Genomic DNA, 23,838 nt, shown 5'->3' on the forward strand with positions numbered 1-23,838 from the left:
TTATAATGGTACACTGATAATGAAGGATGATAGTGGGGATAACTAAGATTTGGAGGAGTGACAAAGATGGAGAAACGTCTTTATAACTTATTAGAATTATTAGTTAGCTATAATACGGAGAGTCCACCTGGACGTAATACAAACCCTTTGCAAGATGAGATTGAAGAATTAGTAAAAGCACTTGGATTTAGTATTCAACGGGAACAACTATATAAGGATGATAGTGTCATTGTCGCGACTTTGAAGGGGAGTGACCCTTCCGCACCTAAACTTATATTAAATGGCCATGTAGATGTGGCATCAGTAGATGATGATTCAAACTGGACGTATCCGCCATTTGAATTAACCCAAGTGGATGACTGGCTTTATGGTCGTGGGGTAAGTGATATGAAAGGTGGTATGGCGTCATTATTTTATGTTCTTGAAAAGTTACATCAAGAAGAACGGCAACCGAAAGGCGATATTATTGTGCAATCGGTTGTAGGAGAAGAAGTAGGTGAAGCAGGTACGAAACTTGCTTGTGAAATTGGACCTAAAGCTGATCTAGCACTTGTGTTAGATACCAGTGAGAATATGGCGCTTGGTCAAGGTGGTGTGATTACCGGCTGGATTACGGTGAAAAGTAAGAATACCATTCATGACGGTGCGCGTAGTCAAACCATCCATGCTGGTGGTGGGCTATTTAGTGCGAGTGCCATTGAAAAAATGACAAAAATTATTCACGCACTAAACGAATTAGAACAGCACTGGGCTGTAATGAAACATAGTCCAGGTATGCCTCCAGGTGCAAATACCATTAACCCGGCAGTGATTGAAGGTGGACGGCATCCGGCATTTGTTGCAGATGAATGTCGTTTATGGATAACGGTTCATTATTTGCCAAACGAGCGATATGAAGATGTAGTTGCAGAAATAGAAGATTACTTGAATCGTGTGGCTGAGGCTGATATTTGGCTTCGGGAGAATCCATTGAAGTTTGAATGGGGCGGTGAATCAATGATTGAAGACAAAGGCGAAATCTTCCCTAGCTTCACCATACCTACTGAACATCCTGGATTTAAACAATTACAGTCAGCGCATCAAACTGTTCATGGAACTGATTTAAAGCATGGTATGAGTACGACTGTAACTGATGGTGGTTGGACAGCACACTTTGGTATACCAACTATTTTATATGGACCTGGTAGTTTAGAAGAGGCACATAGCGTCGATGAGAAGATAGAAGCATCAGAACTACAAACCTATAGTGATGTTCTCTACCAATTCTTAAATCATTGGTACGATCACCCTGAGAAATAAAATTGTTTACAAAAATAAAGGCAATGGTCATGAGCGACCATTGCCTATTTTATATGTTATTTCTTTAGAGAACGACGGATACGATTCATCCAATTGGCACGACGTTTAGATACAACTGGCATACCTGATGGTTGAGCTGAACGTTTCTTAAGTTCTTGTCCGTATTTAATTGCTTCTTGCATTAAATAGACTTGTGAATTTAATGGTGATAAGTTATTTTCCACATAGTGATAATGACCATGTTCATCTTGGTAGCGTCCTTTTTGATTATCAGATAATTGTAAATCCATGAAGTCGACTAGACGTTTTCCAATTTCTTTATCTTCAACTGGGAATAAGATTTCTACACGTTTAATCATGTTACGTGTCATTACATCAGCTGATGATAAATAGATGCGTTCATCTCCATTGTTATGGAAGTAATAAATACGAGAGTGCTCTAGTAAACGACCAACGATACTTACCACTTCAATATTCTCACTTATGCCAGGAATACCTGGTTTTAAGCAACAGATACCACGAATAATGAGTTGAATCTTCACACCGGCTTGTGATGCTTCGAATAACTTTTCAATGATGGCTTTATCCGTAAGTGAGTTCATCTTCATCATAATCTTACCATTGCCATGTTGAAGGTGACTGCTAATCTCTTTATCAATTCGATCGATAAAGACATCACGAATATCAAATGGTGCTACGATTAATTTATTGTATTCTGGTTTTACTGAGTACCCACTTAAATAATTGAAGAAGTTAATGGCATCTTCTGCAATTTGTTCATTTGTAGTGATAATACCCATATCTGTATAGAGTTTCGCAGTCTTGTCATTATAGTTACCTGTTCCTAAGTGAACGAATGATGTTAATTCTCCACCGATACGTTTAACGACTAAAGCGATTTTACTGTGTGTCTTAAGATGTGTCATACCATATATAACGTGACAACCTGCATCTTCTAACATGCGTGCCCAGTGTACGTTGTTTTCTTCATCGAAACGTGCTTTCAATTCTACAAGTACGGTTACTTGTTTACCTTTTTCAGCAGCTTCTTTTAAACTATTAATAATAGGTGAATCTTTACTAACGCGATACAATGTCTGTTTAATCGCTATTGTATTTGGATCGTCCGCAGCTTCGCGAATAAAGTCAACAATCGGTTCGAAAGATTCGTATGGGTGATGGAAGAAAATATCACGTTTTAATGCAAGTTCATATAAATTATTATTGCCTAAAGAACGTGGAATCTGTGGTGAATATTTTTCATAAGTTAAATAGTTTAATTTATGAGATAGGTGATCGACTAAGCCGAAAATAAATGTTAAGTCTAATGGTCCATTTAAGAAATAAACATCTTGCTTATCAACTTCCAATGTTTCGATAAGCCAGTCTAAATCATCTGGATTTGCAGTACGACCATCAACTTCCAAACGTACAGCTGAACCACTCTTACGTTCTTTAAGGAAACGTTCGATTTCGATAAGTAAGTCTTCAGCGCCATCCTCATGTATCGTCAAATCGGCATTTCTTGTGATTCTGAATGTGAAGGTATTTAATACATCATAACCAGTAAATAAATAATTGATAAAATATGTGATAACATCTTCAACCATAACCACATATTGTTTAGCACCTTCATTATAAGTTAAGAATCTTGGAATGAGTGACGGGATTTGAACAATTGCTGAATTAATCGCATCTTCAGTATCAATGTCTACGAAGATGTTTAAACTTTTATTATTAAGTTTAGGGAAAGGATGATACGCATCAATGCCAAGTGGTGTTAAAGTTGGCAGAATCGTTAGTTTAAAATCTCTTTCTAATTTGTTTAATAAAGGTTCAGATAATTCATGCGGTTCACACATCACTATTTCATAATCTTGAAGTTCAGTCATTAATTCGTTATAACGTTCATATTGTGTATCAACATATTTTTTAGCTTTTTCTTGGATGGCATCAACTTGTTCTTGTGGTGTCATTTGTGCTTTGTTTTCTGGTTTGTCGTAGCCCATCTTAACTTGGTCTTTTAAACCTGCAACGCGAACCATGAAGAATTCATCTAAGTTAGAACTAAAAATAGATATAAAGTTTAATTTCTCTAGTAGCGGATTATTTTTGTCATATGCTTCTTGAAGTACGCGATAGTTGAAATCAAGCCAACTTAGTTCGCGGTTGTTGTAGTATTGCGGTAAGCTAATATCATTTTCTCCCAATTGAGTTTGCATTCCAAATACACCTCGTCATTTCCTCAAATATGCGTTGTTCTTTTCAATTAGTAAGTAAAAGGCATAACATCCTAAGTTTAAGATAGCATACTTGTTTTAAGATTTTGTAAAGATAATGGAAACAGTTCCTTTAAGTATCTTTTCAATATGTTTTTTCTGTCTGTTTGCTTGATATTCTTCTGCAATAGGCTCGCCTTCAGTATAAAAAACAGTTAATTGATAGTCCTTGTCGCCTTTTTTCATTTTCTTCAATTCAACATCGACTACGAAGCTTGTTTGAGAAATATTTAAAGCGTTGATAAATTTAATGATGCCACCGAGTGCTTGAACCGTATCTACTTCTTTATTGCTAAACCAATCTGTTTCTTTGCAATAGAATTTCAATAGTGATTTATTTTTGAAACTGGCGAGTAGCGCTAATTTAACACGGTCTTTATGTGTATAACCGTTAATCATAGAGTTAGCAATGATGTAGTACGTGTGTGGAGAACTTGAATCTGAATCGATAAAGCTACCTAGGTAGTAAATATAAGCGCCTTCTTCAAATAGACGTTGATCGTTATCACTGATGTCTAAATCAGCGATATCAATTAATTGTGATAATAAGGATTTAGCTAATTTAAGACGTGCTTGTGAACTAACATCTTCAATCTTATATTCACGGGCTAAGAAATGAATAGATTCTTTACGTACATTATTTTTATCGAAGACATCAGGGTAGCGTTCACGTACTTGCTTCATGACATATCCCTCACGTAAACCATTTCTAGAGAATGTGAATTGTTTAGCGTCTACAATTTTATATAACGTTTTAAACACTGATACAGCTGGTAAGATGATATCTACTCGGTCACGACTTAGGCCGTCAAGGTTGGTTAAATCATCGCGATCACTTTTACGAATGATATCAAAGACTTCATCAATATCTTTATTCGTCATTGTATAATTGTGTACACCGCCAATAGGGTATGAATGTTCGGCTTGATGGATACGAGCTACATTTCGTGCGGAACCACCGACACCTACAAGTGCAACCTCTTGATCTTTCAACCACTCTAACGATTCAAATTGTTGAGATAGGAATTTCTCCATATCTTTAATGGCGCCTTTGTCGTTATGATCTTTGTCGTTGAAGAACTTTCTTTTAAGTGTTACGACACCGAAAGGGAAACTATGTGATTCAAATAACTCTTTATCTTTAAATAACGTTACTTCAGTTGAACCGCCACCGATGTCGACGGATACTCCGTTTTTAATTTCAGTAGTGTGAGTAATTGCGTAGTAACCATAGTAAGCTTCGTCTTCTTCGGGTACGATTTTAATATCAATACCAACTTCATTTTTAACTTCATTGACAATTTCATCATTGTTTTTAGATTGACGGATTGCGGCAGTAGCAATCGGATGTAATTCAGTTACATTGAATTTATCAGACACAGATTTAAAGCTGTGTAATGCATCAATGAGTACTTTTATGCCTTCTTTACTCATTTTATTATCTTTAGTGAGATATTGGCTTAGTCGTGCAGGCGTCTTAATGTTGAGCAATTCATTAATTCCTGATTCTTTAGTAAAGTTAAAAATAACTAATCTGATAGTATTTGATCCAATATCTACTAAACCTATTCGTTCTTCCATCGTGTCCTCCTAAATGACTAGAATAATGTTGATTAAAATACACTTCTATACCTTTATTTTACCGTAATATAACACTTTGAAAAAGGGAGACTGCGATAAATATTTAGTAATTAGTAAAAAATTTGTAAGGGATTACATACAAATAAACCTCCTCGGAGATAGAGGAGGTTTGTGCACATCTACATGTCTAAAATATTATGTTTAATTATTATATTATTTCGGAATTTTAACAGGTCCACCTGGTCCTAATGGAATGCCTAGTAAGTACCAAGCGATAACGAATAATGTCCATACGACACCTAACGCAAAGGTGTATGGCATTAAACTTGAAAGTAGGGAACCTAGTTTCATATTTTTATCATACTTTTGCGCGTAAGATAGAATAAGTGGCATATAAGGCATCATCGGTGTGATTGGGTTTGTAATTGAATCACCTACACGATAAATCATTTGAGTAAATGCAGGATGATAACCTAGTAAAATCATCATCGGTACGAAGATTGGAGCCAGAATACCCCACTTAGCCGATGCACTACCTATAATTAAGTTAATCAAACTACTAAGAATAATGATGCCTATAATAAGCACTATACCATTTTGATGTTGAAGTAATTTGGCGCCATAGACTGATACAATAATACCAAGATTGCTCCATTGCAAGAATGCTAATAATTGAGCTGCAAAGAATACGATTAATATGAAAGATCCCATTGAACCAAGAGAGTCACTAATCATACTACCTAAATCTTTCGAGTTCTTGATTTGTTTACTCAAAATGCCATAGACCATCCCAGGAATTAAGAAAATAACAAGAATTACTAAACCAACACCATTAATTAAGGGTGAATCGTCTATGAGACTGCCTGTTTTAGCATTTCTTAACCAACTTCCTTCTGGAATACAACAAATGATTAGGGCAACAATCAGTAAAAGAAATGACATGTTCGCCCAGAATAATGCTTTATTTTCAGTTGGTGTAATATGAGATGATGTTTCCTCGTCTTCATCATAATTTGCTTGACTCGCATCATATTCACCTAAACGTGGTATAACAACCTTTGTTGTAGTGAAATAGATAACAGGAAGTACTAAGATGACACTTGCGGCAATAAAGTACCAGTTCATAGCCACATTAATCTTGACGCTATCTGAAACAATCTTCGTCGCTGGTTCCGTAAATGCATAGACTAATGCATCTTGCATACCAATTAAAAAGTTTGCACCAAAACCACCTAATGAAGAAGCATAGGCCATTGCAAGACCGGCGATTGGGTGATAGCCAATCTTAATAAAGATCATTGCTGCTAGTGGGGGTAAAATGACTGTTGCTGCATCCCCAGCTAGACTTCCTAATATCCCAATTAAAATGATTGTAGGTACAATGATTCGCTTTGAAGCTCGGTTAACAACTGAAATCATTAACTTATCAAAATATCCTGATTTCTCAGCAGCACCGACACCAATCATCACTGCTAATACAAGTCCTAGCGCAGGAAATTCAGAGAAGTTCTTAACGGCATCATTCATAATCATAGCGATACCTTCAGTACTAAGAATACTCTTTATATGTATAGTTTCTCCATTTCCTGGATGTTTCACTGACACGTCAAAAAGAGACACAATCCAAGTGATAACAGCTAAGCCAATACACATTAAGAAGAAAAGTATTGCAGGATCTGGTAATTTATTACCAGCTTTTTCAACACCATTTAGAAATTTGTTAACTAAAGATGTTCTTTCTTTTGTATTAGTGGTCATAAAATGGCCCCCTTTGTTAGTTAACTCAAAGTATAACAAACTGATTTTTAAAATATAGCAATTTTCAGAAATTTAAGTATAAGAATTGGTTATTAATGTGATAAGTACAATAATAATTACTTATTAAATAAGATTGAAATTAAATTGTGTGATGAAGGGCTATCATTATGAGAATAAGGTTTGAGGGTGTTTGAAGTGTGGAAGATAAACATTGTATAGATGAGTTAAATTTCATTAAAGAAATTTGAAAATAGGAGTGAAATCCGTTATGAAACGTTTAGAAAATAAAATTGCAGTCATCACTGGTGCAAGTACAGGTATCGGCCAAGCATCAGCAAAAGCCTTGGCTAATGAAGGTGCACATGTACTCGCACTTGATATTTCGGATGAATTAGAAAAAACGGTTGAAGAAATAAATCGTAATGGAGGTAAAGCTACTGCGTATAAAGTAGATATCTCAGATGATAAACAAGTCCAAGACTTTGCGGATAAAGCTAGAGATGAGTATGGGCGTGTAGATGTTATCTTTAATAATGCGGGTGTAGATAATGGCGCAGGCCGAATCCACGAGTATCCTGTTGAAGTATTCGATAAAATTATGGCAGTGGATATGAGAGGTACGTTCTTAGTAACCAAATTCTTATTACCGTTAATGATGGAACAAGGCGGTTCTATTATTAATACGGCATCATTCTCAGGACAAGCTGCCGACTTATATCGTTCTGGATATAACGCTGCCAAAGGTGCAGTCATTAACTTTACGAAATCTATTGCTATTGAATATGGTCGTGAGAATATTCGTGCGAATGCTATTGCACCAGGAACAATTGAAACACCATTAGTAGACAATTTAGCTGGTACTTCAGAAGATGAAGCGGGTAAAACATTCCGCAATAATCAAAAATGGGTCACTCCATTAGGTCGACTAGGTAAAGCTGAAGAAGTAGGTAAGCTTGTTGCATTTCTAGCATCTGACGATAGTTCATTTATTACTGGTGAAACGGTTCGAATTGATGGTGGTGTTATGGCTTATACTTGGCCTGGAGAAATGTTAAGTGATGATAGTTGGAAAAATTCAGTAGAATAGCAATTAATTGTAAGATTTAAAATTAAAATGAAGGTTAATATTATAACCCCAGTCTATGGCAGTAGACTGGGGTTTAGTGACGTCAAATGACATTAACCTTCATTATATTAAGCACACCACACACTAGTGTGAAAATGCGATATTTAGATGATATGAATTAAACTATCAACTTCATAATATTTTAACTAGTAAATTACCATTTTATTCTCTCGTAAGCGTCATCGTTTAGTGAACGAACGATTTCAGTTACAAGGCGCACTGAATTTTCATAATCATCTGTGTGGAGTACTGACACATTTGAATGCATATAACGTAAGGCAACGCCAATAGAAATTGTAGGTATACCTTCATTTGCAACATGGATACTTCCTGCATCTGTACCACCGCCAGCTGTTGTATCCCATTGCACAGTAATATAATGTCTTCTTGCAACTTCTTTAATATGTTGACGTAAGCCTTGATGTGCAACATTAGATGCATCCATTAAGATTACCACAGGCCCATTTCCTAAAGTCGTCTCACTTCCAAGGTTGTTCATTCCTGGTGTATCGTATGCGACTGCAACATCCACTGCAATAGCGAGGTCAGGTTTGATTTTATTAGCAGCAACTTTAGCACCACGCAAGCCAACTTCTTCTTGCACAGTTGCCCCTGCATATAAATCTACACCGATTTGTTCATCTTTAAGTCTTTTTAATACATCAATCGCAAGTGCACAACCGTAGCGATTATCGAATGCCTTAGCAGTTAAATATTTGCCATTCGCTAATTCTTCAAATTCACTATAAGGTGTAATCATATTGCCAACTTCGATACCGTGATTCTCAGCATCTTCTTTACTTCGAACACCGATATCAATGTACATATCTTTAATTTGGACAGGCTTCTTACGTTCCTCTGGGTCAAGTACGTGTGGCGGTTTTGAACCGATAAGACCACGAATTTCAGTGCCGTCATCCGTTGTGATAGTTACTTTTTGAGATAACATGACTTGGTTCCACCAACCGCCAATAGGTTGGAATTTAATAAATCCATTATTATCGATTTTAGTCACGATAAAGCCAATTTCATCTAAGTGGCCAGCTACCATAAGTGATTTTGTTCCATTGTCACTTGCTTTTTTACCAAATATGCCACCCAAACCATCTTCTATAATTTCATCACTTACAGGCTCTAAACATTCTTTCATCTTTGCCTTTACATTGCGTTCATAACCAGCAATGCCATTCACATCAGTCAATGATTTTAATAATTCAATTGATTCTTTCATATACACACACTTCCTAACGTCATTATTTACTAACATTGTAGCATGTAGATTTTTGTTTTTCTGAAAAAATTGTTTCTAATCAAAATTATCTGGTAATGATATACATAATAAGATAAAGTAAATGCTATAATTTAATAGATAAATGACACAGTGGGAAGTAGATGAGTATGATGAAAAAGTTCTTTGTATTGACGATATTAATGGTGTTAAGTGTAAGTATATTAGGCGCGTGTAGTAAGGAACGCTCTAAGACATATGAAGGGGACATGGAAGGGAAGCATGTATTAACGACATTGTCTTATAAAAAGAATAAAGTAGTAAAACAATCAACTATAACAACATTGAAGTATAATGATTTCGGTATGTCCAGGAAAGAAGCTAAGAAGACGTTCCAAGATCATCATCAATTGAAAGACCTTAAAGGTGTATCTTATAGCTTAGAAAATAATCATGAAAAATGGGTTGAAACTATCGATATAAACTATAAAAAAGCAGATATTAAAGAAGTCGAGAAGTATTTCTCTTTAATGTCAACATCTAAAAATGATAAGAAGGTCAATATGGAAGGGACCGTTAGAGAATTAAAAAAATTAGGCTTAAAACAAAAAAGTAATATGACAGATGAATAATGAACTAGAAAAGCTGTAACGGAGCCGAGGACATAAATTAATGTCTCAAGATCCGTTACAGCTTATTTTTATATCATTTAAATAATGCTAAGTGCATCATTTAAGTCGTTAATAATATCTTCAGCATTTTCAGTACCTATAGATAGACGAACCATTTCTGGAAGTACACCTGATTGACGTTGTTCCGCTTCAGTCAATTGTTGATGCGTTGTACTTGCAGGATGGATGACGAGTGATTTGGAGTCTCCTACATTTGCGAGTAATGAGAATAGTTGCAATTTATCGACGAAGCGAGCGATGTCATCAACTGATCCGTCTACGCCAAATGTCAGGATTGCACCTTGACCTTTTGGTAGATATTTTTTAGCTAAGTTATGATATTTGTTGTTTTCAAGACCAGGATAATTTACCCAAGTGACTTTAGGGTGTTGAGCTAAAAATTGAGCAACTTTTAAGGCATTTTCAGAGTGACGTTCCATACGTAGATGTAATGTTTCTAAACCAATTAAAAATTCATGAACATTATAAGGCGACACAGCTGAACCTAAATCACGTAATAATTGAACACGTGCTTTAGTGATGTATGCAGCTTCACCGACATCATTCGTATATGAAATGCCATGATAACTTGGATCAGGTTCGACTAGTCCAGGGAACTTACCGTTATCCCAATTAAACTTACCGCTATCTACTATAATGCCTCCTATTGATGTACCATGGCCCCCTATAAATTTAGTAGCTGAATGGATAACAATATCAGCACCATGTTCAAATGGACGACATAAATAAGGAGAAGCAAATGTATTATCAATGACAAGCGGTAAACCATTATCGTGTGCAATTTGTGCTACCGCTTCAATATCTAATACATCTATAGCTGGATTACCGATTGTTTCAGCATAAATCGCTCTTGTTTTATCATTAATTGCTGCTTTAAAGTTGTTAGGATCGCTAGGGTCAACAAAGTGAACTTTAATACCTAGTTTTGCAAAGGTGATGTTTAATAAGTTATAAGAACCGCCATATAGGTTAGACGATGCTACAATCTCTGAACCAGTTTCCACAATATTAAGTAATGCCAATGTGATAGCAGCTTGACCTGAAGAGGTAGCTAATGCACCAACACCACCTTCTAATTGTGTGATACGAGCTTCAAAGACATTCTGAGTTGGGTTCATAATTCGTGTGTAAATATTACCTGGTTTAGCCAGAGAGAATAGGTCTTGCGCATGTTGCGTATCATCAAAGACATAACTTGATGTTTGGTAAATAGGCACAGCACGTGATTTTGAGAATTCATCGATAACTTGTCCAGCATGAATCGTTTGTGTTTCAAATTTCCAATTTGGATGATTGTCTGTCATAAATATGACCTCCAATTAATAGAATATTCTGATTATTTATTTTTAATTATTATACAGCACTTTAAAATGAAATCAAACTGAATTAGTAAGAATTAAAAGGTAGGGGATAGAATTTCCGAGAGGATATTTAACTGGTGCTCGCTTAACTCAAGAAATTACAAAAAAGAGAAGGTACTTGATATGAGTACCTTCTCTTACTAGTCAGCTATTACGAGTTTGTGATATAGCTTCAAAGTATTATTTTTATCCAACCTTAACTCTCTTTGCCATCGAGTTAACTTATTAATTTCAATTTATAGTCAATGATATTTTCTATTGAACCATCAATGCGTTTGATTACAATATGGTCAGTTGTAATTTCATTTGGACTTTTGACACCAGCTGCGGCCGCAATGTTAAATAGTCCCTCATGTAAACTTGTAATATAGTTCGTTACTCGATATTGCTTTTCATCGACAATTAATGCTTTTTCCTTCTTAGGATCAGTCGTCGCAACACCCACAGGACATGTATTTAAGTGACACTGTTGACTCATAATACAACCTACACTAATCATCATGCCACGAGCAATATTAATTAAATCTGCACCTAATCCTAAAGCAATTGCTACTTTATCTGGAGTAATTAATTTATCTGAGGCAAAGATTTTCATTTTATCTCTAATTTGATGTTGCTCTAACATACCAGTTACGATAGGTAGTGCTGTAAATAATGGTAGACCGACACCATCTTGTAACTCTTGGAATGTCGCTCCTGTACCACCTTCACCGCCATCAATTGTGATGAAATCAGGATAAATATTCATATCAATCATTGATTGAACTAATGCTTCAATTTCTTCAACTTTACTCACTACAATTTTAAAGCCGACTGGTTTTTGACCTAGTTGACGTAATTTATCTACAAATTGTAATAAGTCTTCAGGTGAATCTATAAAATCAAAGCGATTAGGTGAGTTCACGGTTTTATAAGGTTCAATGTTTCTGATTTTGGCAATTTCTTCTGTAACTTTATTGCCCTCCATATGACCACCGCGAGTTTTGGCACCTTGTGCGAGCTTAATTTCAAATGCTTTGACCTCTTTATGATTTGCCGTCTTCAGAAATTGATCGTCGCTAAAGTTACCATCTTTATCACGAACACCAAAGAGACCAGGTCCGATTTGGAAGATAATGTCGCCTCCACCTTTAAGGTGATATTCTGACAATCCACCTTCACCTGTATTCATCCATGTGCCTGCACGGGCTAACCCTTGTGATAATGCAGTGATTGCACGACCACCAAGTGCACCGTAGCTCATTCCTGATTGACCAACGAGTCGTTTGATTTTAAAAGGATGTTCTAAATTGTTTCCGAGAATAATAGCATTATCGTTTGTTAAGTAGTACGGATCAATAGCTGTTTGATATCGATGTTCATCACGTTGAAATAAGCGTTCATTGTCCACTTTATAGACAAATGTTGAAATCATAGTTTGATTATCAATTTGTAATTCATTACGTTGTAAAGGAAACATTGTATTTCGTATGTAAAAACCATCCTTATACTCTCGTTGTGTTCCAAAACTAGACATTCGAGAGTTGTATTTACCTGCTAGCACAATATTTGTGTACTGATTTCTTGAAAATGGTTTCCCCTCTGTATCATTTGCAAATAAGTATTGACGTAATTCTGGTCCAATCTTTTCTGCAAAGTAACGTACACGTCCTAGAACAGGATAATTACGTAAGACACTGTGTTGATTCTGCCCTTTATCTTTAAATAGCAACACAAGTACTAAGCCGATTATTGAAAGAATCACAATAAATATCATGATGTTAACAATAAATTGCATAACTGTAAGTATAGAAATCAATTTTATTTCTCCCCCTTTGAACTTTCTACAATTTAAATCATACATCAATGTAAATCTTTTACAATTTAAAATAGGAAGAAATTTTCAATTCCTTAATATTAATAATCTGATAGAATAAAAAATGATATATGACATACATGTATTTCGTTGATGAAGTATGATGTACAAGATGTAAGAGGTGACCTATGTATAAAGAGGAAAAGTCATTGACACAAGAGGGTTTAAGAAATCAATGGGGAAGTTCTGAAGTAGTAAAAAAAGATTTCTTATTAATACCCATTTACATCGCTTTTCAAATTTTAATGCCAATTATTATTGTATTCGGTGTTCTAGGTGTTCATGCGATGATAACGCAAGATCCACCACCACTCTATTTATATAATTTGATGTTGAGCGTCAGTTTCGTTATAGCGCAATTTATTGTTATTGTGTCATTTTTTGCATTACATAAACTTTATATTGCTGATGTGGCATTTAGACAATTTTGCATTGTTAAACGTAATTACTTACCATTAATAGTTACTGTGAGTATCAGTGCATTATTGCTATATTATACTTTTAATTCTGTAGCGCAGAAACTACCTAAACCTTTAAGTTATGATGTAACTCAAGCGCAACTTCGTCTTGAAGGTCTATTCAATCATCCAATTGCAATTGTGTTTTCTTTTATTACAGTGGTTGTATTACAACCTTTAATTCAAGAATTAATTTATCGACATTTAATCATTCATGAACTCGGAAAAAAGCTGAATTTGATGGTAGTTATTGTATTGAGTATAGTGATAGAAGTAAGTGTACAGGTATATGACTTGATATCCATCATGGAAGTGATACCGTATTTAATATTATCAATTGGCTCTATCATTATTTACATAAGAAGTGGAAAGAATTTAGCAGCATCATATCTTTATCATAGCTCTGTACATTTGGTGATATTTATTACTACAATGGTAGAGAAGTTATTTTAATTTTTGATAATAGTTGAAATTTACATATTCAAAAAGAATAGATAGGGAGAGACTTATGACAAATGAATATGAACATTCGCAAGAAACATCTAAGCATTCACAACTAAACAATGAATTTGCATCAAAACGAATTGTTAAACGTGATTTCTGGCTTATACCAGGCTACTTAATTATTAATATTGTTCTGCCATTGATATTAACAATAGTTGTAATGATTACGATTGTAGCTATTACGGGTCAGACCTCACAAGATCCTTTTATAAAACAATTAATGGGGATTAATCAAATTTTTGTCTTATTAGGACAGTGTCTGTTATTACTATTATTTTATTTAATGCATCGTAAATCACTTATTCCATTAGCAATTCAACGCTTTAAAGATTTGAAAAAACATATCATACTGATTATTGTTGTTCTCATTGCGATGTATTTAGCACAATTTTTATACGGAAACTTAATAGAATTGCTACCTGAAAAATATCAGTTTAATAATACTGAAAATAATAAACAAATTGAGGAACTCTTTAAGACGAGATGGATTTGGCCAATATTATTTTTAGATATAGTAATCGTTACGCCAATCGTTGAAGAATTACTCTTTAGACATCTCATTATTCATGAACTCGGTAAGAAATTAACATATGGTGCAATGTACGTTGTATCAGTATTATTCTTTGCTGGATTACACGTACTAAGCGCATCATCTCCATTTGAAGTTGGGCCATATTTAATTATGGCAATTGGATTTGTAGTTGCGTATCACTATAGTGGTCGTAACTTAGCAATCACCATTACGTTGCATATGATAAATAACTTAATTTCATATTTTTCTATTATTATTTCGATTATTTGGTAATCGATTTATTCGGATTGAAGTGAGATACAGTGAATCAAGAAATGTTAACTTGAATTCGCTTATCTTACTTCTTTTTTTGTTATTATAGATATGAATGATGCTAGAACAGATTAAATAAAAAGTATTTTAATTTATTTTTCAATAAAAGTAATAGTTAAGAGGAGGTTAGTAACAGATGTTATTAAACATCAAAAATTTATCATATAAAGCGGATAGACGTATGATACTCAAAAATATCAACTTTCAATTAAATGAAGGTGAGGCAGTAGCAATCATTGGTCCATCTGGTAGTGGGAAGAGTACATTTTTAAAACAGATTAATAATCTAATTAGCCCGACAGATGGGGAACTTTATTTCAAAGATAAGCCATTCAATGACTATCCTCCTGAAAAATTGCGTATGAAGATAAGTTATCTCATGCAACAGAGTCAACTTTTTGGTGAGACGATTGGGGATAACATGTCATTTCCAGCGTTAGCTCGTGAAGCGCACTTTGATAAGGAAAAGGCACTCGATTTATTGAAGAAAGTGAACTTAGGTCAGTATGATTTAAACTCTAAGATTGAACATCTATCCGGAGGTGAACGTCAAAGGATTACGATTGCACGTCAACTTATGTATCGTCCGGATATATTATTGCTAGATGAATCTACAAGTGCACTCGACACGCAAAATAAGCACATTATTGAACAAATGATTTTTGACATGGTTAAAGAAGGTGTCGCAGTCTTATGGATTACGCATAGTGATGACCAGAGTATGAGACATTTTCATAGAAGAATAACAATTAGTGATGGTGAGATAACGAAAGAGGAGGCGTTAAATCAGAATGAGTAATACAGCCCTTTGTTTAACTGCATTATTATTATTAATTCCAATCTTTATTTCGTATAAAGAAGGGTTACATATTATTAAAGATTTAGTAGTAGCTTCCGTACGTGCAGTTGTACAGTTAATCATATTAGGTTTTATATTGCACTATATTTTCAAAATAGATCAAGCATGGATATTAATGTTAGCAGTGTTAATTATTATTATAAATGCATCGTGGAACACAATTAACCGTGCTTCTCCTGTTATGCATCATGTCTTTTGGATTTCATTTATCGCTATATTTATTGGAACTGCTTTACCACTAACTGCTACTGTATTAGCTGGAGCAATTGATTTCAAAGCAAATGAAGTTATCCCAATAGGTGGTATGTTAGCGAATAATGGCCTTATCGCGATTAATTTGGCTTACCAGAATTTAGATCGAGCATTTGTTAAAGATATTACCGATATTGAATCTAAGCTTACATTAGCGGCCACACCTAAATTGGCTTCTAAAGCATCAATTAGAGAGAGTATACGACTTGCTATCGTACCTACGATAGACTCGGTAAAAACATATGGCCTAGTTTCTATTCCAGGGATGATGACAGGCTTGATTATTGGTGGCGTACCACCACTACAAGCGATTAAATTCCAATTACTTGTCGTATTTATCCATACCACAGCCACGATAATGTCAGCTTTAATTGCGACATATTTAAGCTATAATCAATTCTTTAACGTGCGTCATCAATTAGTGGCGCGTAATAGTGCACTCAATGCACCCGATGAAGAAGCGAAAGATAATTAAATTAAAAAGTCAGCTTTCACTTGATTCTCCAAATGAAAGCTGACTTTTAATTTACTATGCTGTATCCACCAATACGATATGGAAATGTACACCTTGCTTAGATGGTAATAGTGTAATTGAACCATGATGATAATTAACAGCGTCTTTTATGATAGATAAACCGATACCATGGTGAGCTTTATTCTCTTTAGACGTATACGACTGTCTAAATAATGCATCAATATTGGCATGAGGCAAACCTTGACCATCATCCATATAATCAATCATCAAGTTATTTTCAATTTTAGAAATAGTTATCTTTATGCTAGGGTTGATCTCATTATGATCAATACTATTATTGATTAAATTTATCAGAAGTCTCTCGAAATACAATTTATTCCCATAAAACGTTGATTCATCTTCAAGATGAAAGTCACATGTTAGAGATTGGTAACCAATAATTTGAGCAATTCGATTAACTGTTGATTGAATAGGAAAGTTCTCTTTATCATGCTTCATCTGATTGGTTTCCATATCAAACGTTTGATTCAAGCTATCAATCAAATCACTCATAAACGTTGCTTTCTCCGAAATAAGTTGAACATAAGATTGTGACGCTTCATCAGCTTGTATTAGTTTAGAGTAACCATAAATCGTTGTAAGTGGTGATTTTAGATCATGAGAGATTTGACTAATCCACTTCGATTTATAATATGACATTTGATTATGATAAAACTTATCAGACAACATTTGTTCATTCAATTTCGACAAAGATGCGTCCAGTTCCGGATATGTTCGACGATTCTTAAATCGCTTACGTTTCGACGTAGGCTGATGTAGTTTACCTAAAGACAAATTGCCAATCCAATCAATGTAAAAGGATAACGGTCTTGTAAGACGTTTTGAAATTAGAATGGCCGTTAAAGCAATTAAGATGATGTTAGCAACGATGAACGTGATAAAAAGTACAATATACGTATTCTTGCTATCATTAAAGGCTTTGCCAAAGTTATCATTCCACAGTATAGTTCTTTGACCTGGATTCTTCACAAATTGAAGTTCATTGTTTGAAATCAAATAGTTGTAATGATTGAAATCTAAAGATGATAAACTATCAAGTAGTTGTGATGTTTTGATTTCTTCGCTATTTGCTATTTTAGGTTGTTTCATTTTATTTCTATAGATATAAACAAGATACGTGCCTTCTTTTGATACAACAGAATTCGCGTTATTTATGTTTTTTATTAGCGTTGGTTTTATATTTGAATTACGTTTCGATTTTGGGTAGAGAATGTCACCATTTTTACGGACGAAATATAAATCAACGTTACTCTTCTTGGCTAACGATTTAAGATTGTCATTTGGTTCTTTGGTAACTCCGTATGTTTCTAAATAGGTTGGTTCAATTTCGTTAATATCCCAATAAATATTAGGCAAAACTTTGAAAAACAATATAATTATTAATACACACGTGATAGTGAAATTTAGAAGTACAAATATAGTCATATATTTAAGAAACTTTAATGTAAATTTATTGATCATTGCTATCTTCCTTGAATATGTATCCTTTGCTGCGTACAGTTTTAATCATCTTAGGTGAATAAGGAGTCGCTTCAATCTTCTTACGCAAAGTTCTAATATGTACCATCAAAGTGTTATCATCGACACCTGTATCGTATCCCCATACTTTAGCGTAAAGCTGATCTTTCGTAAGTACTTGGTTCTTATTTTTAACAAGATACGCTAATAAATTATATTCACGATTGGTAAGGTTGATTGGTTTATCATTAATACACACCTCCATACTATTGAAGTTAATAGTTAAATCATTATAACGATACATCGACTGATCTTTATTATTTAAATGTAAAGACACTCTATAATATAACTCCATAGGATCAAAGGGTTTCTTAATATAATCAACTGCACCTTGTTCGAAGCCTTTATAAACATCTAAATGTGTTGTTTTAGCAGTAACTACGATAACGGCTGTATCATTTAAATCAATATATTTCAATAACTGATAACCATCTTCAGACTTTAAATTTAAATCTAATAATATAACTTGAAAATTGAAGTTCAATAATTCAAATTTTGCATCTTTAATATTATCAACGGATTTAATGTGTTGTATCCCTTTTGTACTTAAAGATAATTTCATTAACTCATTAATATCTTTATCATCTTCAATAATAAGTACTTCGCCGTTCATTTAAACCACCTCAATATCTATCTTATATAACTTTTTAACATTTAACTATTCCGATAATAATTATTTAAGGAAAAATTAAGATTAAACTAAGTAGTATTTAATTTGAAAATTTTACTATATAACTAAATCATTGAACGAAGGAGCAAATTATATGAAAGTTATATCCCATCTGCTTGGAATTATGATTACACTACTTGCACTATTCAATATACTTAGATTTTTAATAAGCCTAGTTGAAAGTTATTTTAATATGAATTTTGGTTTTGATTTTGTATTGCATAATAATTATGTGACTTACGGTGCAATTGCATTACTTGTTCTTTCAGCATTTCTACAAGAACTTATCGAACATCAATACAACAATAATGAAAGTCTCTTTTAAAACATTGGGGAAGAAAAATATAAGTGAATATTATATAATGGAACAGTTACGAAACTTGAAGAACAGTGCGTAGCTGTTTTTTTATGTAAAAATGATTAAATGAAAGGGGTATGAATGATGTCTGTTATGCGGATAGCCACATTTATCATCAGCGTATTTATTGTAGGTATGGTTGAAATGATGGTCGCTGGTATCATGAATTTAATGAGTGATGACTTAGGTGTTTCAGAAGCGATTATTGGACAACTTGTCACGCTTTATGCATTAACCTTTGCAATATGTGGACCTATACTTGTTAAATTAACCAATCGATACCCTGCACGTCCCGTATTACTATGGACTTTAGTCATCTTTATAGTAGGGAATGGCATTATCGCCGTAGCGCCTAACTTTACGATTTTAGTCATCGGACGTATATTATCATCAGCCGCTGCATCATTAATTATCGTCAAAGTCTTAGCACTAACAGCAATGCTAACGATACCTAAGAACAGAGGTAAGATGATTGGCGTTGTCTATACTGGATTTAGTGGTGCAAATGTCTTTGGCGTGCCAATCGGTACGATGATTGGTGATTGGATTGGTTGGCGTTTCACATTCGTATTTATTATTGTTATTAGTCTTATTGCCGGCTTATTAATGTTGAAATATCTTCCAACCACTACGGAACTCAATCAAGCCAATAGAATGTATAATAACGTTTCCGATGATAATCAAGTTACAACTCATATTGTTCGACCAGTTGAGATCGTTAAGTTTTTAGCAATTACATTGCTTATTCTAATCGCTAATTCAGTGACGTTTGTATTTATCAATCCACTTATTTTAGAGAATGGTCACTCCATGGGCTATGTATCATTAGCACTACTCGTTAATGGTGTTGCCGGTGTTGTTGGTACATCAATGGGTGGTGTGCTAGCTGATAAGTTGACTAGTAAGCGATGGTTAATTATTGCTTTCACAGTATTTATTATAGTTATGTTAGCCATTAATTTAATTTTATCTACAACAATACTATTATTAGTTGGACTCTTTATTTGGAATATCGTGCAATGGAGTACGAACCCTGCGATTCAAAGTGGTATTATCGAACATGTTGAAGGTGACACAAGTCAAGTTATGAGTTGGAATATGTCTTGTCTTAATGCAGGTATTGGTTTAGGTGGTATTATCGGAGGCCTTGTTGTTTCAAATATGAATGTTGAAGCGGTCACGTTTGTAAGTGCCTTTATAGGTTTATTAGGACTGATTATTGTACTTACATTAAAGAACGTACATTATGCTAAAAGTTAATATCATATAACCATTTTAAACCCGTGATGGATGCGTGCATCTATCACGGGTTTTCCTTATTTATATACACGTGGTTCTATGCGATTTATCGAGTAAGGTTCGTAGGGCATGGTGCCTGTTCTAGCGTAATGAATTAAGTCACTTATCATACGTTTGCTTAATTCGAACTCATTGTTTGAAATTTTAATAGAGTGACCTTGTAATATATCCATCTTACCGAACCAGAAGACTAAATCTAAAATATGATAAGCACTTGCAAAATGAACATGTTCAGGTCGAGCCCAATCAAAGCGTAACAACCAACGATAAGAATTATTACTCATTTGTTGAAGTAACATAAATGTTGGCTGTTTAAAATATAACTCCGTCACGACATGTGCTTGTTGTTTTCCAGTTTGAACACGACTGAAATCGACGTGGATATGATTTAATTTCATGACATCAACGAAACGTTGAGGACTCAGTTTACGTGATTCATTTCGGATATAACAATCGCCTTCATCTTTCGTATAGCTTAATACAATCGGTTTGTTGAATTCAGATAGAGGTCTATACATCTTGCTATCTTTAATCGGTTGATATATTAATTCTAAGCCTTTAGATTTGCCACGTGCTTTCTCGTCATATGCCATTAATTGTAGAATGGCTTGATTATCTAAATCGTTTATACTTTTTCCGGAAAAGTGTTGTTGCATTAAATCATCAAAATGTTGTGCTTTCATCATGCCAGTTTCTGCTGAATCTAACTGCAATATGCCACTTAATAACATGACTTGATTATAATAGTGGTCAAGTTGTGGTTGCTGCATCAATGCTTGAATACTCATACTGCCTGCTGATTGACCCCATAATGTAACATTGTTAGAATCTCCACCAAAATACTCAATAAAATGTGCAACCCACTTTAATACCGCAATTTGATCAGATAGACCGTTATTTTTATCGTAGTGCGTGTTAAAGTAAGACCAATCTAGAAATCCTAATGCACCTAATCGATAGTTGAACGTAATCATAATGACATCATGTAGCTCAACAATATGTTCTGGAGTATATAATTCTGCTGAACCATGACCATTTATAAAGCCACCACCATAAAAGTAAATGATTACAGGTTTCTTTGCTTTGCCAGTCGATTGACGCCAAATGTTTAAATGTAGGCAATCTTCATTAAGTTGAAATTTCTGTTTCGTAGTTGAAAAGAACGTTTCTAATTTATTGAATGGTTGTAGAGGGATTGCTTTGAATTGTGTAGCATCAACCAATGTATCATAACTATAGATAGGACTAGCGTGTTTAAAACGACGATGTCCAATAGGGGGATATGCATAAGGAATGCCTAGAAATAAATCTAAATTCTTATGTGTCAAACCTTCAAAAGCACCATACTTCGTATTAATTATTACCATCAGATCATCACCCAACATTTATCAATTACTTTAACTATAGCATTATTTTATAAGTTGAAAGATATTGAATGCTGTTCTATTCTAAAAAGAGCCTGTGACATAATTCAATGACTCAGGCTACAAATATATATTGGCAGTAGTTGAATGATTTAAAAATGCACTTTTAACAAGCTTTTTTTAATTCTAGTCAACCTTGCCTGGTGGGCGGGGCCCCAGCAAAGAGAATTTCATTAAGAAATTCTACAAGCTAAGCAAGCTGGGGATACAACGAAATAAATTTTGGAAAATATTATTTCTGTCCCACTCCCTAAAATATTAATCATTATGTTGTTGGATTGCTTCTTTTCTATCAGCTTCCTCTTGTTCTGCTTCCATTGTATCTTCTTTCATTTGTTTATTAATCTTCTTAGCGCGTTTGTAATATACACTCTTGAAGTGACTTGTAATACCAATTCTATAAAAGACAAGTGCTAAAACAATTATAACTAAGAAATCGTAAGGGTAGTGTATTAAGTTAATACCTTTAAACTCTTTACTACCGATAAATGACATACAAGCTAATAAGATTAAGTAGACAATAATCCATATACTTCCGCCAATTTGTTTTTTAGTGTTTTTCCAATTCGTTTTATACTCATAGAAGAAATAAATTGGTAATCCTAAAATAATAATCAATATAACTTCAGCTGTGGTTGGCCACATCGCCCAATAAATTGCTAATGAAGCAAGTACAAATGATAATGGTGCCATTACTTTTAACATCGTGCCTCGGAATGGTCTGTGTAATTTAGGTCCCATTTCACGTAACGACATTACCGTAGTTGGTCCTGTTAGGTATGCGACTAATGTTGCTGTTGAAATAACAGCGGCTAATACACCCCAATCACGGAATAACGTCACCATGACCATACTGATGATCGCATTAAATACGATGGCTACACGTGGAATGTTATAAGTTGTATTAATTTTACCTAAGAACTTAGGAATATGACCATTACGTTCCATTGCATTTAATACACGACCAGTAATCGCAACAAATGAAACGCCTGTACCAAATGGTGAAACAACTGCTTCGATGTATAGCAAAATAGCTAACCAGTTGATGCCTAATAAGATTGCCATGTCTGCGAATGGTGAATTGAAGTTGATACCACTCCAACCATGCTCATGAATCATTGATTGTGGCATTGATGTAATAAATGTACTTTGTAGTATGATGTACAGAATTGCGCTCAACGTTAATGAAATTGCAATGCCACGTGCAATATTCTTTTCAGGATTTTTAATTTCAGATCCCATATTAATGATTGTTTGGAATGCATTAAATGAGAAGATGATTCCTGATGTTGTTGTTGCTGCAAAGATTGGTGCACTACCGTACGGCATAAATTCGCCAATAGATGAACCGTAGTTACTAGTGTCGAAACCTGAAAGCATTAACATGATGATTGTTAGTAACGGTACACCTAATTTAAAGAACGAAATTAAACTAGTGAAAGACGTTAATAATTTAACTGACCAATAGTTTAATAAAGAAAAAATAATGATAATGACATAGACAGCGAATAATCCTGTCGTACTGATTGAACCATTATGCATTAATGCAGAAGTTGGTTTGGCCCAATCCCAGGGCCATGAACTGATGTATTGTACAGCGGATACTGCTTCAATTGGAATGATAGTAACTAATGATACCCAGTTTGCCCATGCGGCAATAAACCCTAACAATGAACCGTGTGAGTATTGAGCATAGTTACTCATACCACCAGATTGCGGAAACATTGTTCCTATTTCAATATAGTTATAAGAAATCGTTCCTATAACTATAAACCCGATAATCCAAGATAAAATGGCTGCAGGACCAGCTGCAGAAGAAGCTTCCCATGCACCAAATAACCAACCTGAACCAATTAAACTTCCTAGTCCTAATAATACAAGTTGTACCAGACTGATTTTACCTTCGTTATGATTTTGTCCCATAAATACTCCTTTATG

Annotated in this window: 19 protein-coding genes; 9 read left to right on the plus strand and 10 right to left on the minus strand. The window is 34.3% G+C overall.

Translation table 11 applies throughout. The annotated features are described in order from the left end of the window. Nucleotides 1–66 precede the first annotated feature (66 nt). Nucleotides 67–1,299 (plus strand): acetylornithine deacetylase, encoded by a 1,233-nt coding sequence (locus HMPREF2737_RS08795; RefSeq protein WP_037550243.1) that lies wholly within the window; start codon nucleotides 67–69, stop codon nucleotides 1,297–1,299. 56 nt (nucleotides 1,300–1,355) lie between these two features. On the opposite strand, the gene HMPREF2737_RS08800 is transcribed toward HMPREF2737_RS08795, so the two are convergent. The 3 genes from HMPREF2737_RS08800 to HMPREF2737_RS08810 form a co-directional block, all read right to left on the minus strand. Then, nucleotides 1,356–3,521 (minus strand): RNA degradosome polyphosphate kinase, encoded by a 2,166-nt coding sequence (locus tag HMPREF2737_RS08800; protein WP_037550241.1) that lies wholly within the window; start codon nucleotides 3,519–3,521, stop codon nucleotides 1,356–1,358. Nucleotides 3,522–3,617: 96 nt separating this feature from the next. Continuing rightward, nucleotides 3,618–5,159 (minus strand): exopolyphosphatase, encoded by a 1,542-nt coding sequence (gene ppx / locus HMPREF2737_RS08805; RefSeq protein ID WP_037550239.1) that lies wholly within the window; start codon nucleotides 5,157–5,159, stop codon nucleotides 3,618–3,620. A 213-nt stretch (nucleotides 5,160–5,372) separates the two neighbouring features. Further along, on the minus strand, nucleotides 5,373–6,917 hold the full coding sequence (locus HMPREF2737_RS08810) for an AbgT family transporter (protein ID WP_037550237.1): 1,545 nt from the start codon (nucleotides 6,915–6,917) through the stop codon (nucleotides 5,373–5,375). 268 nt (nucleotides 6,918–7,185) lie between these two features. Here HMPREF2737_RS08810 and HMPREF2737_RS08815 point away from each other — a divergent pair, with 268 nt between their 5' ends. Further along, complete coding sequence (locus HMPREF2737_RS08815) at nucleotides 7,186–8,004, plus strand: SDR family oxidoreductase (protein ID WP_037550235.1); 819 nt, start codon at nucleotides 7,186–7,188, stop codon at nucleotides 8,002–8,004. 193 nt (nucleotides 8,005–8,197) lie between these two features. Here the strand turns inward: HMPREF2737_RS08815 and HMPREF2737_RS08820 are convergent, their stop codons facing one another. Continuing rightward, a complete protein-coding gene (locus HMPREF2737_RS08820; RefSeq protein ID WP_037550233.1) occupies nucleotides 8,198–9,274 on the minus strand; it encodes a M42 family metallopeptidase in 1,077 nt (358 codons plus the stop codon). A 167-nt stretch (nucleotides 9,275–9,441) separates the two neighbouring features. On the opposite strand from HMPREF2737_RS08820, the gene HMPREF2737_RS08825 reads away from it, so the two are divergent. Continuing rightward, nucleotides 9,442–9,903: a YehR family lipoprotein gene (locus tag HMPREF2737_RS08825; RefSeq protein WP_037550231.1), complete on the plus strand. Its 462-nt coding sequence runs from the start codon at nucleotides 9,442–9,444 to the stop codon at nucleotides 9,901–9,903. Nucleotides 9,904–9,980: 77 nt separating this feature from the next. Here the strand turns inward: HMPREF2737_RS08825 and HMPREF2737_RS08830 are convergent, their stop codons facing one another. Together HMPREF2737_RS08830 and HMPREF2737_RS08835 are read right to left on the minus strand one after the other, a co-directional pair. After that, a complete protein-coding gene (locus tag HMPREF2737_RS08830) occupies nucleotides 9,981–11,267 on the minus strand; it encodes a homocysteine synthase (protein ID WP_037550226.1) in 1,287 nt (428 codons plus the stop codon). A gap of 274 nt (nucleotides 11,268–11,541) precedes the next feature. Next, nucleotides 11,542–13,119: an FMN-binding glutamate synthase family protein gene (locus tag HMPREF2737_RS08835; RefSeq protein WP_141745586.1), complete on the minus strand. Its 1,578-nt coding sequence runs from the start codon at nucleotides 13,117–13,119 to the stop codon at nucleotides 11,542–11,544. Between the two features lie 188 nt (nucleotides 13,120–13,307). Between HMPREF2737_RS08835 and lnsB the strand changes: the two genes are divergently transcribed. The 4 genes from lnsB (at nucleotide 13,308) to fetB (ending at nucleotide 16,571) form a co-directional block, all read left to right on the plus strand. Further along, nucleotides 13,308–14,090 (plus strand): CPBP family lipoprotein N-acylation protein LnsB, encoded by a 783-nt coding sequence (gene lnsB, locus HMPREF2737_RS08840; protein WP_037550220.1) that lies wholly within the window; start codon nucleotides 13,308–13,310, stop codon nucleotides 14,088–14,090. A gap of 55 nt (nucleotides 14,091–14,145) precedes the next feature. Beyond that, complete coding sequence (locus tag HMPREF2737_RS08845) at nucleotides 14,146–14,946, plus strand: CPBP family intramembrane glutamic endopeptidase (protein WP_037550217.1); 801 nt, start codon at nucleotides 14,146–14,148, stop codon at nucleotides 14,944–14,946. Between the two features lie 175 nt (nucleotides 14,947–15,121). Beyond that, complete coding sequence (locus tag HMPREF2737_RS08850; protein WP_037550214.1) at nucleotides 15,122–15,784, plus strand: ABC transporter ATP-binding protein; 663 nt, start codon at nucleotides 15,122–15,124, stop codon at nucleotides 15,782–15,784. Next, complete coding sequence (fetB, locus tag HMPREF2737_RS08855) at nucleotides 15,777–16,571, plus strand: ABC transporter permease (protein WP_037550211.1); 795 nt, start codon at nucleotides 15,777–15,779, stop codon at nucleotides 16,569–16,571. The genes HMPREF2737_RS08850 and fetB overlap by 8 nt, the downstream gene beginning before the upstream one ends. A gap of 54 nt (nucleotides 16,572–16,625) precedes the next feature. On the opposite strand, the gene HMPREF2737_RS08860 is transcribed toward fetB, so the two are convergent. Beyond that, complete coding sequence (locus tag HMPREF2737_RS08860; protein WP_037550208.1) at nucleotides 16,626–18,092, minus strand: sensor histidine kinase; 1,467 nt, start codon at nucleotides 18,090–18,092, stop codon at nucleotides 16,626–16,628. Beyond that, nucleotides 18,082–18,762 carry a response regulator transcription factor gene (locus tag HMPREF2737_RS08865; RefSeq protein WP_037550205.1) on the minus strand — a complete coding sequence of 227 codons (681 nt, stop codon included), beginning with the start codon at nucleotides 18,760–18,762 and terminating at the stop codon, nucleotides 18,082–18,084. The genes HMPREF2737_RS08860 and HMPREF2737_RS08865 overlap by 11 nt, the downstream gene beginning before the upstream one ends. Nucleotides 18,763–18,913: 151 nt before the next feature. Here HMPREF2737_RS08865 and HMPREF2737_RS08870 point away from each other — a divergent pair, with 151 nt between their 5' ends. Together HMPREF2737_RS08870 and HMPREF2737_RS08875 are read left to right on the plus strand one after the other, a co-directional pair. Further along, entirely contained in the window at nucleotides 18,914–19,144 is a 231-nt protein-coding gene (locus HMPREF2737_RS08870) for a hypothetical protein (RefSeq protein ID WP_052071612.1), read from the plus strand. Between the two features lie 117 nt (nucleotides 19,145–19,261). After that, nucleotides 19,262–20,437: an MFS transporter gene (locus tag HMPREF2737_RS08875; RefSeq protein WP_037550202.1), complete on the plus strand. Its 1,176-nt coding sequence runs from the start codon at nucleotides 19,262–19,264 to the stop codon at nucleotides 20,435–20,437. A gap of 56 nt (nucleotides 20,438–20,493) precedes the next feature. Here the strand turns inward: HMPREF2737_RS08875 and HMPREF2737_RS08880 are convergent, their stop codons facing one another. Both HMPREF2737_RS08880 and HMPREF2737_RS08885 read right to left on the minus strand, forming a co-directional pair. Further along, nucleotides 20,494–21,843, minus strand: coding sequence for a carboxylesterase family protein (locus HMPREF2737_RS08880; protein ID WP_037550198.1), 1,350 nt, complete (start codon nucleotides 21,841–21,843; stop codon nucleotides 20,494–20,496). Nucleotides 21,844–22,158: 315 nt separating this feature from the next. Further along, entirely contained in the window at nucleotides 22,159–23,823 is a 1,665-nt protein-coding gene (locus HMPREF2737_RS08885; protein ID WP_037550195.1) for an APC family permease, read from the minus strand. Nucleotides 23,824–23,838 lie beyond the last annotated feature (15 nt).

The sequence above is a fragment of the Staphylococcus sp. HMSC069D12 genome (genome assembly GCF_001810405.1).
GTDB lineage: Bacteria > Bacillota > Bacilli > Staphylococcales > Staphylococcaceae > Staphylococcus > Staphylococcus haemolyticus.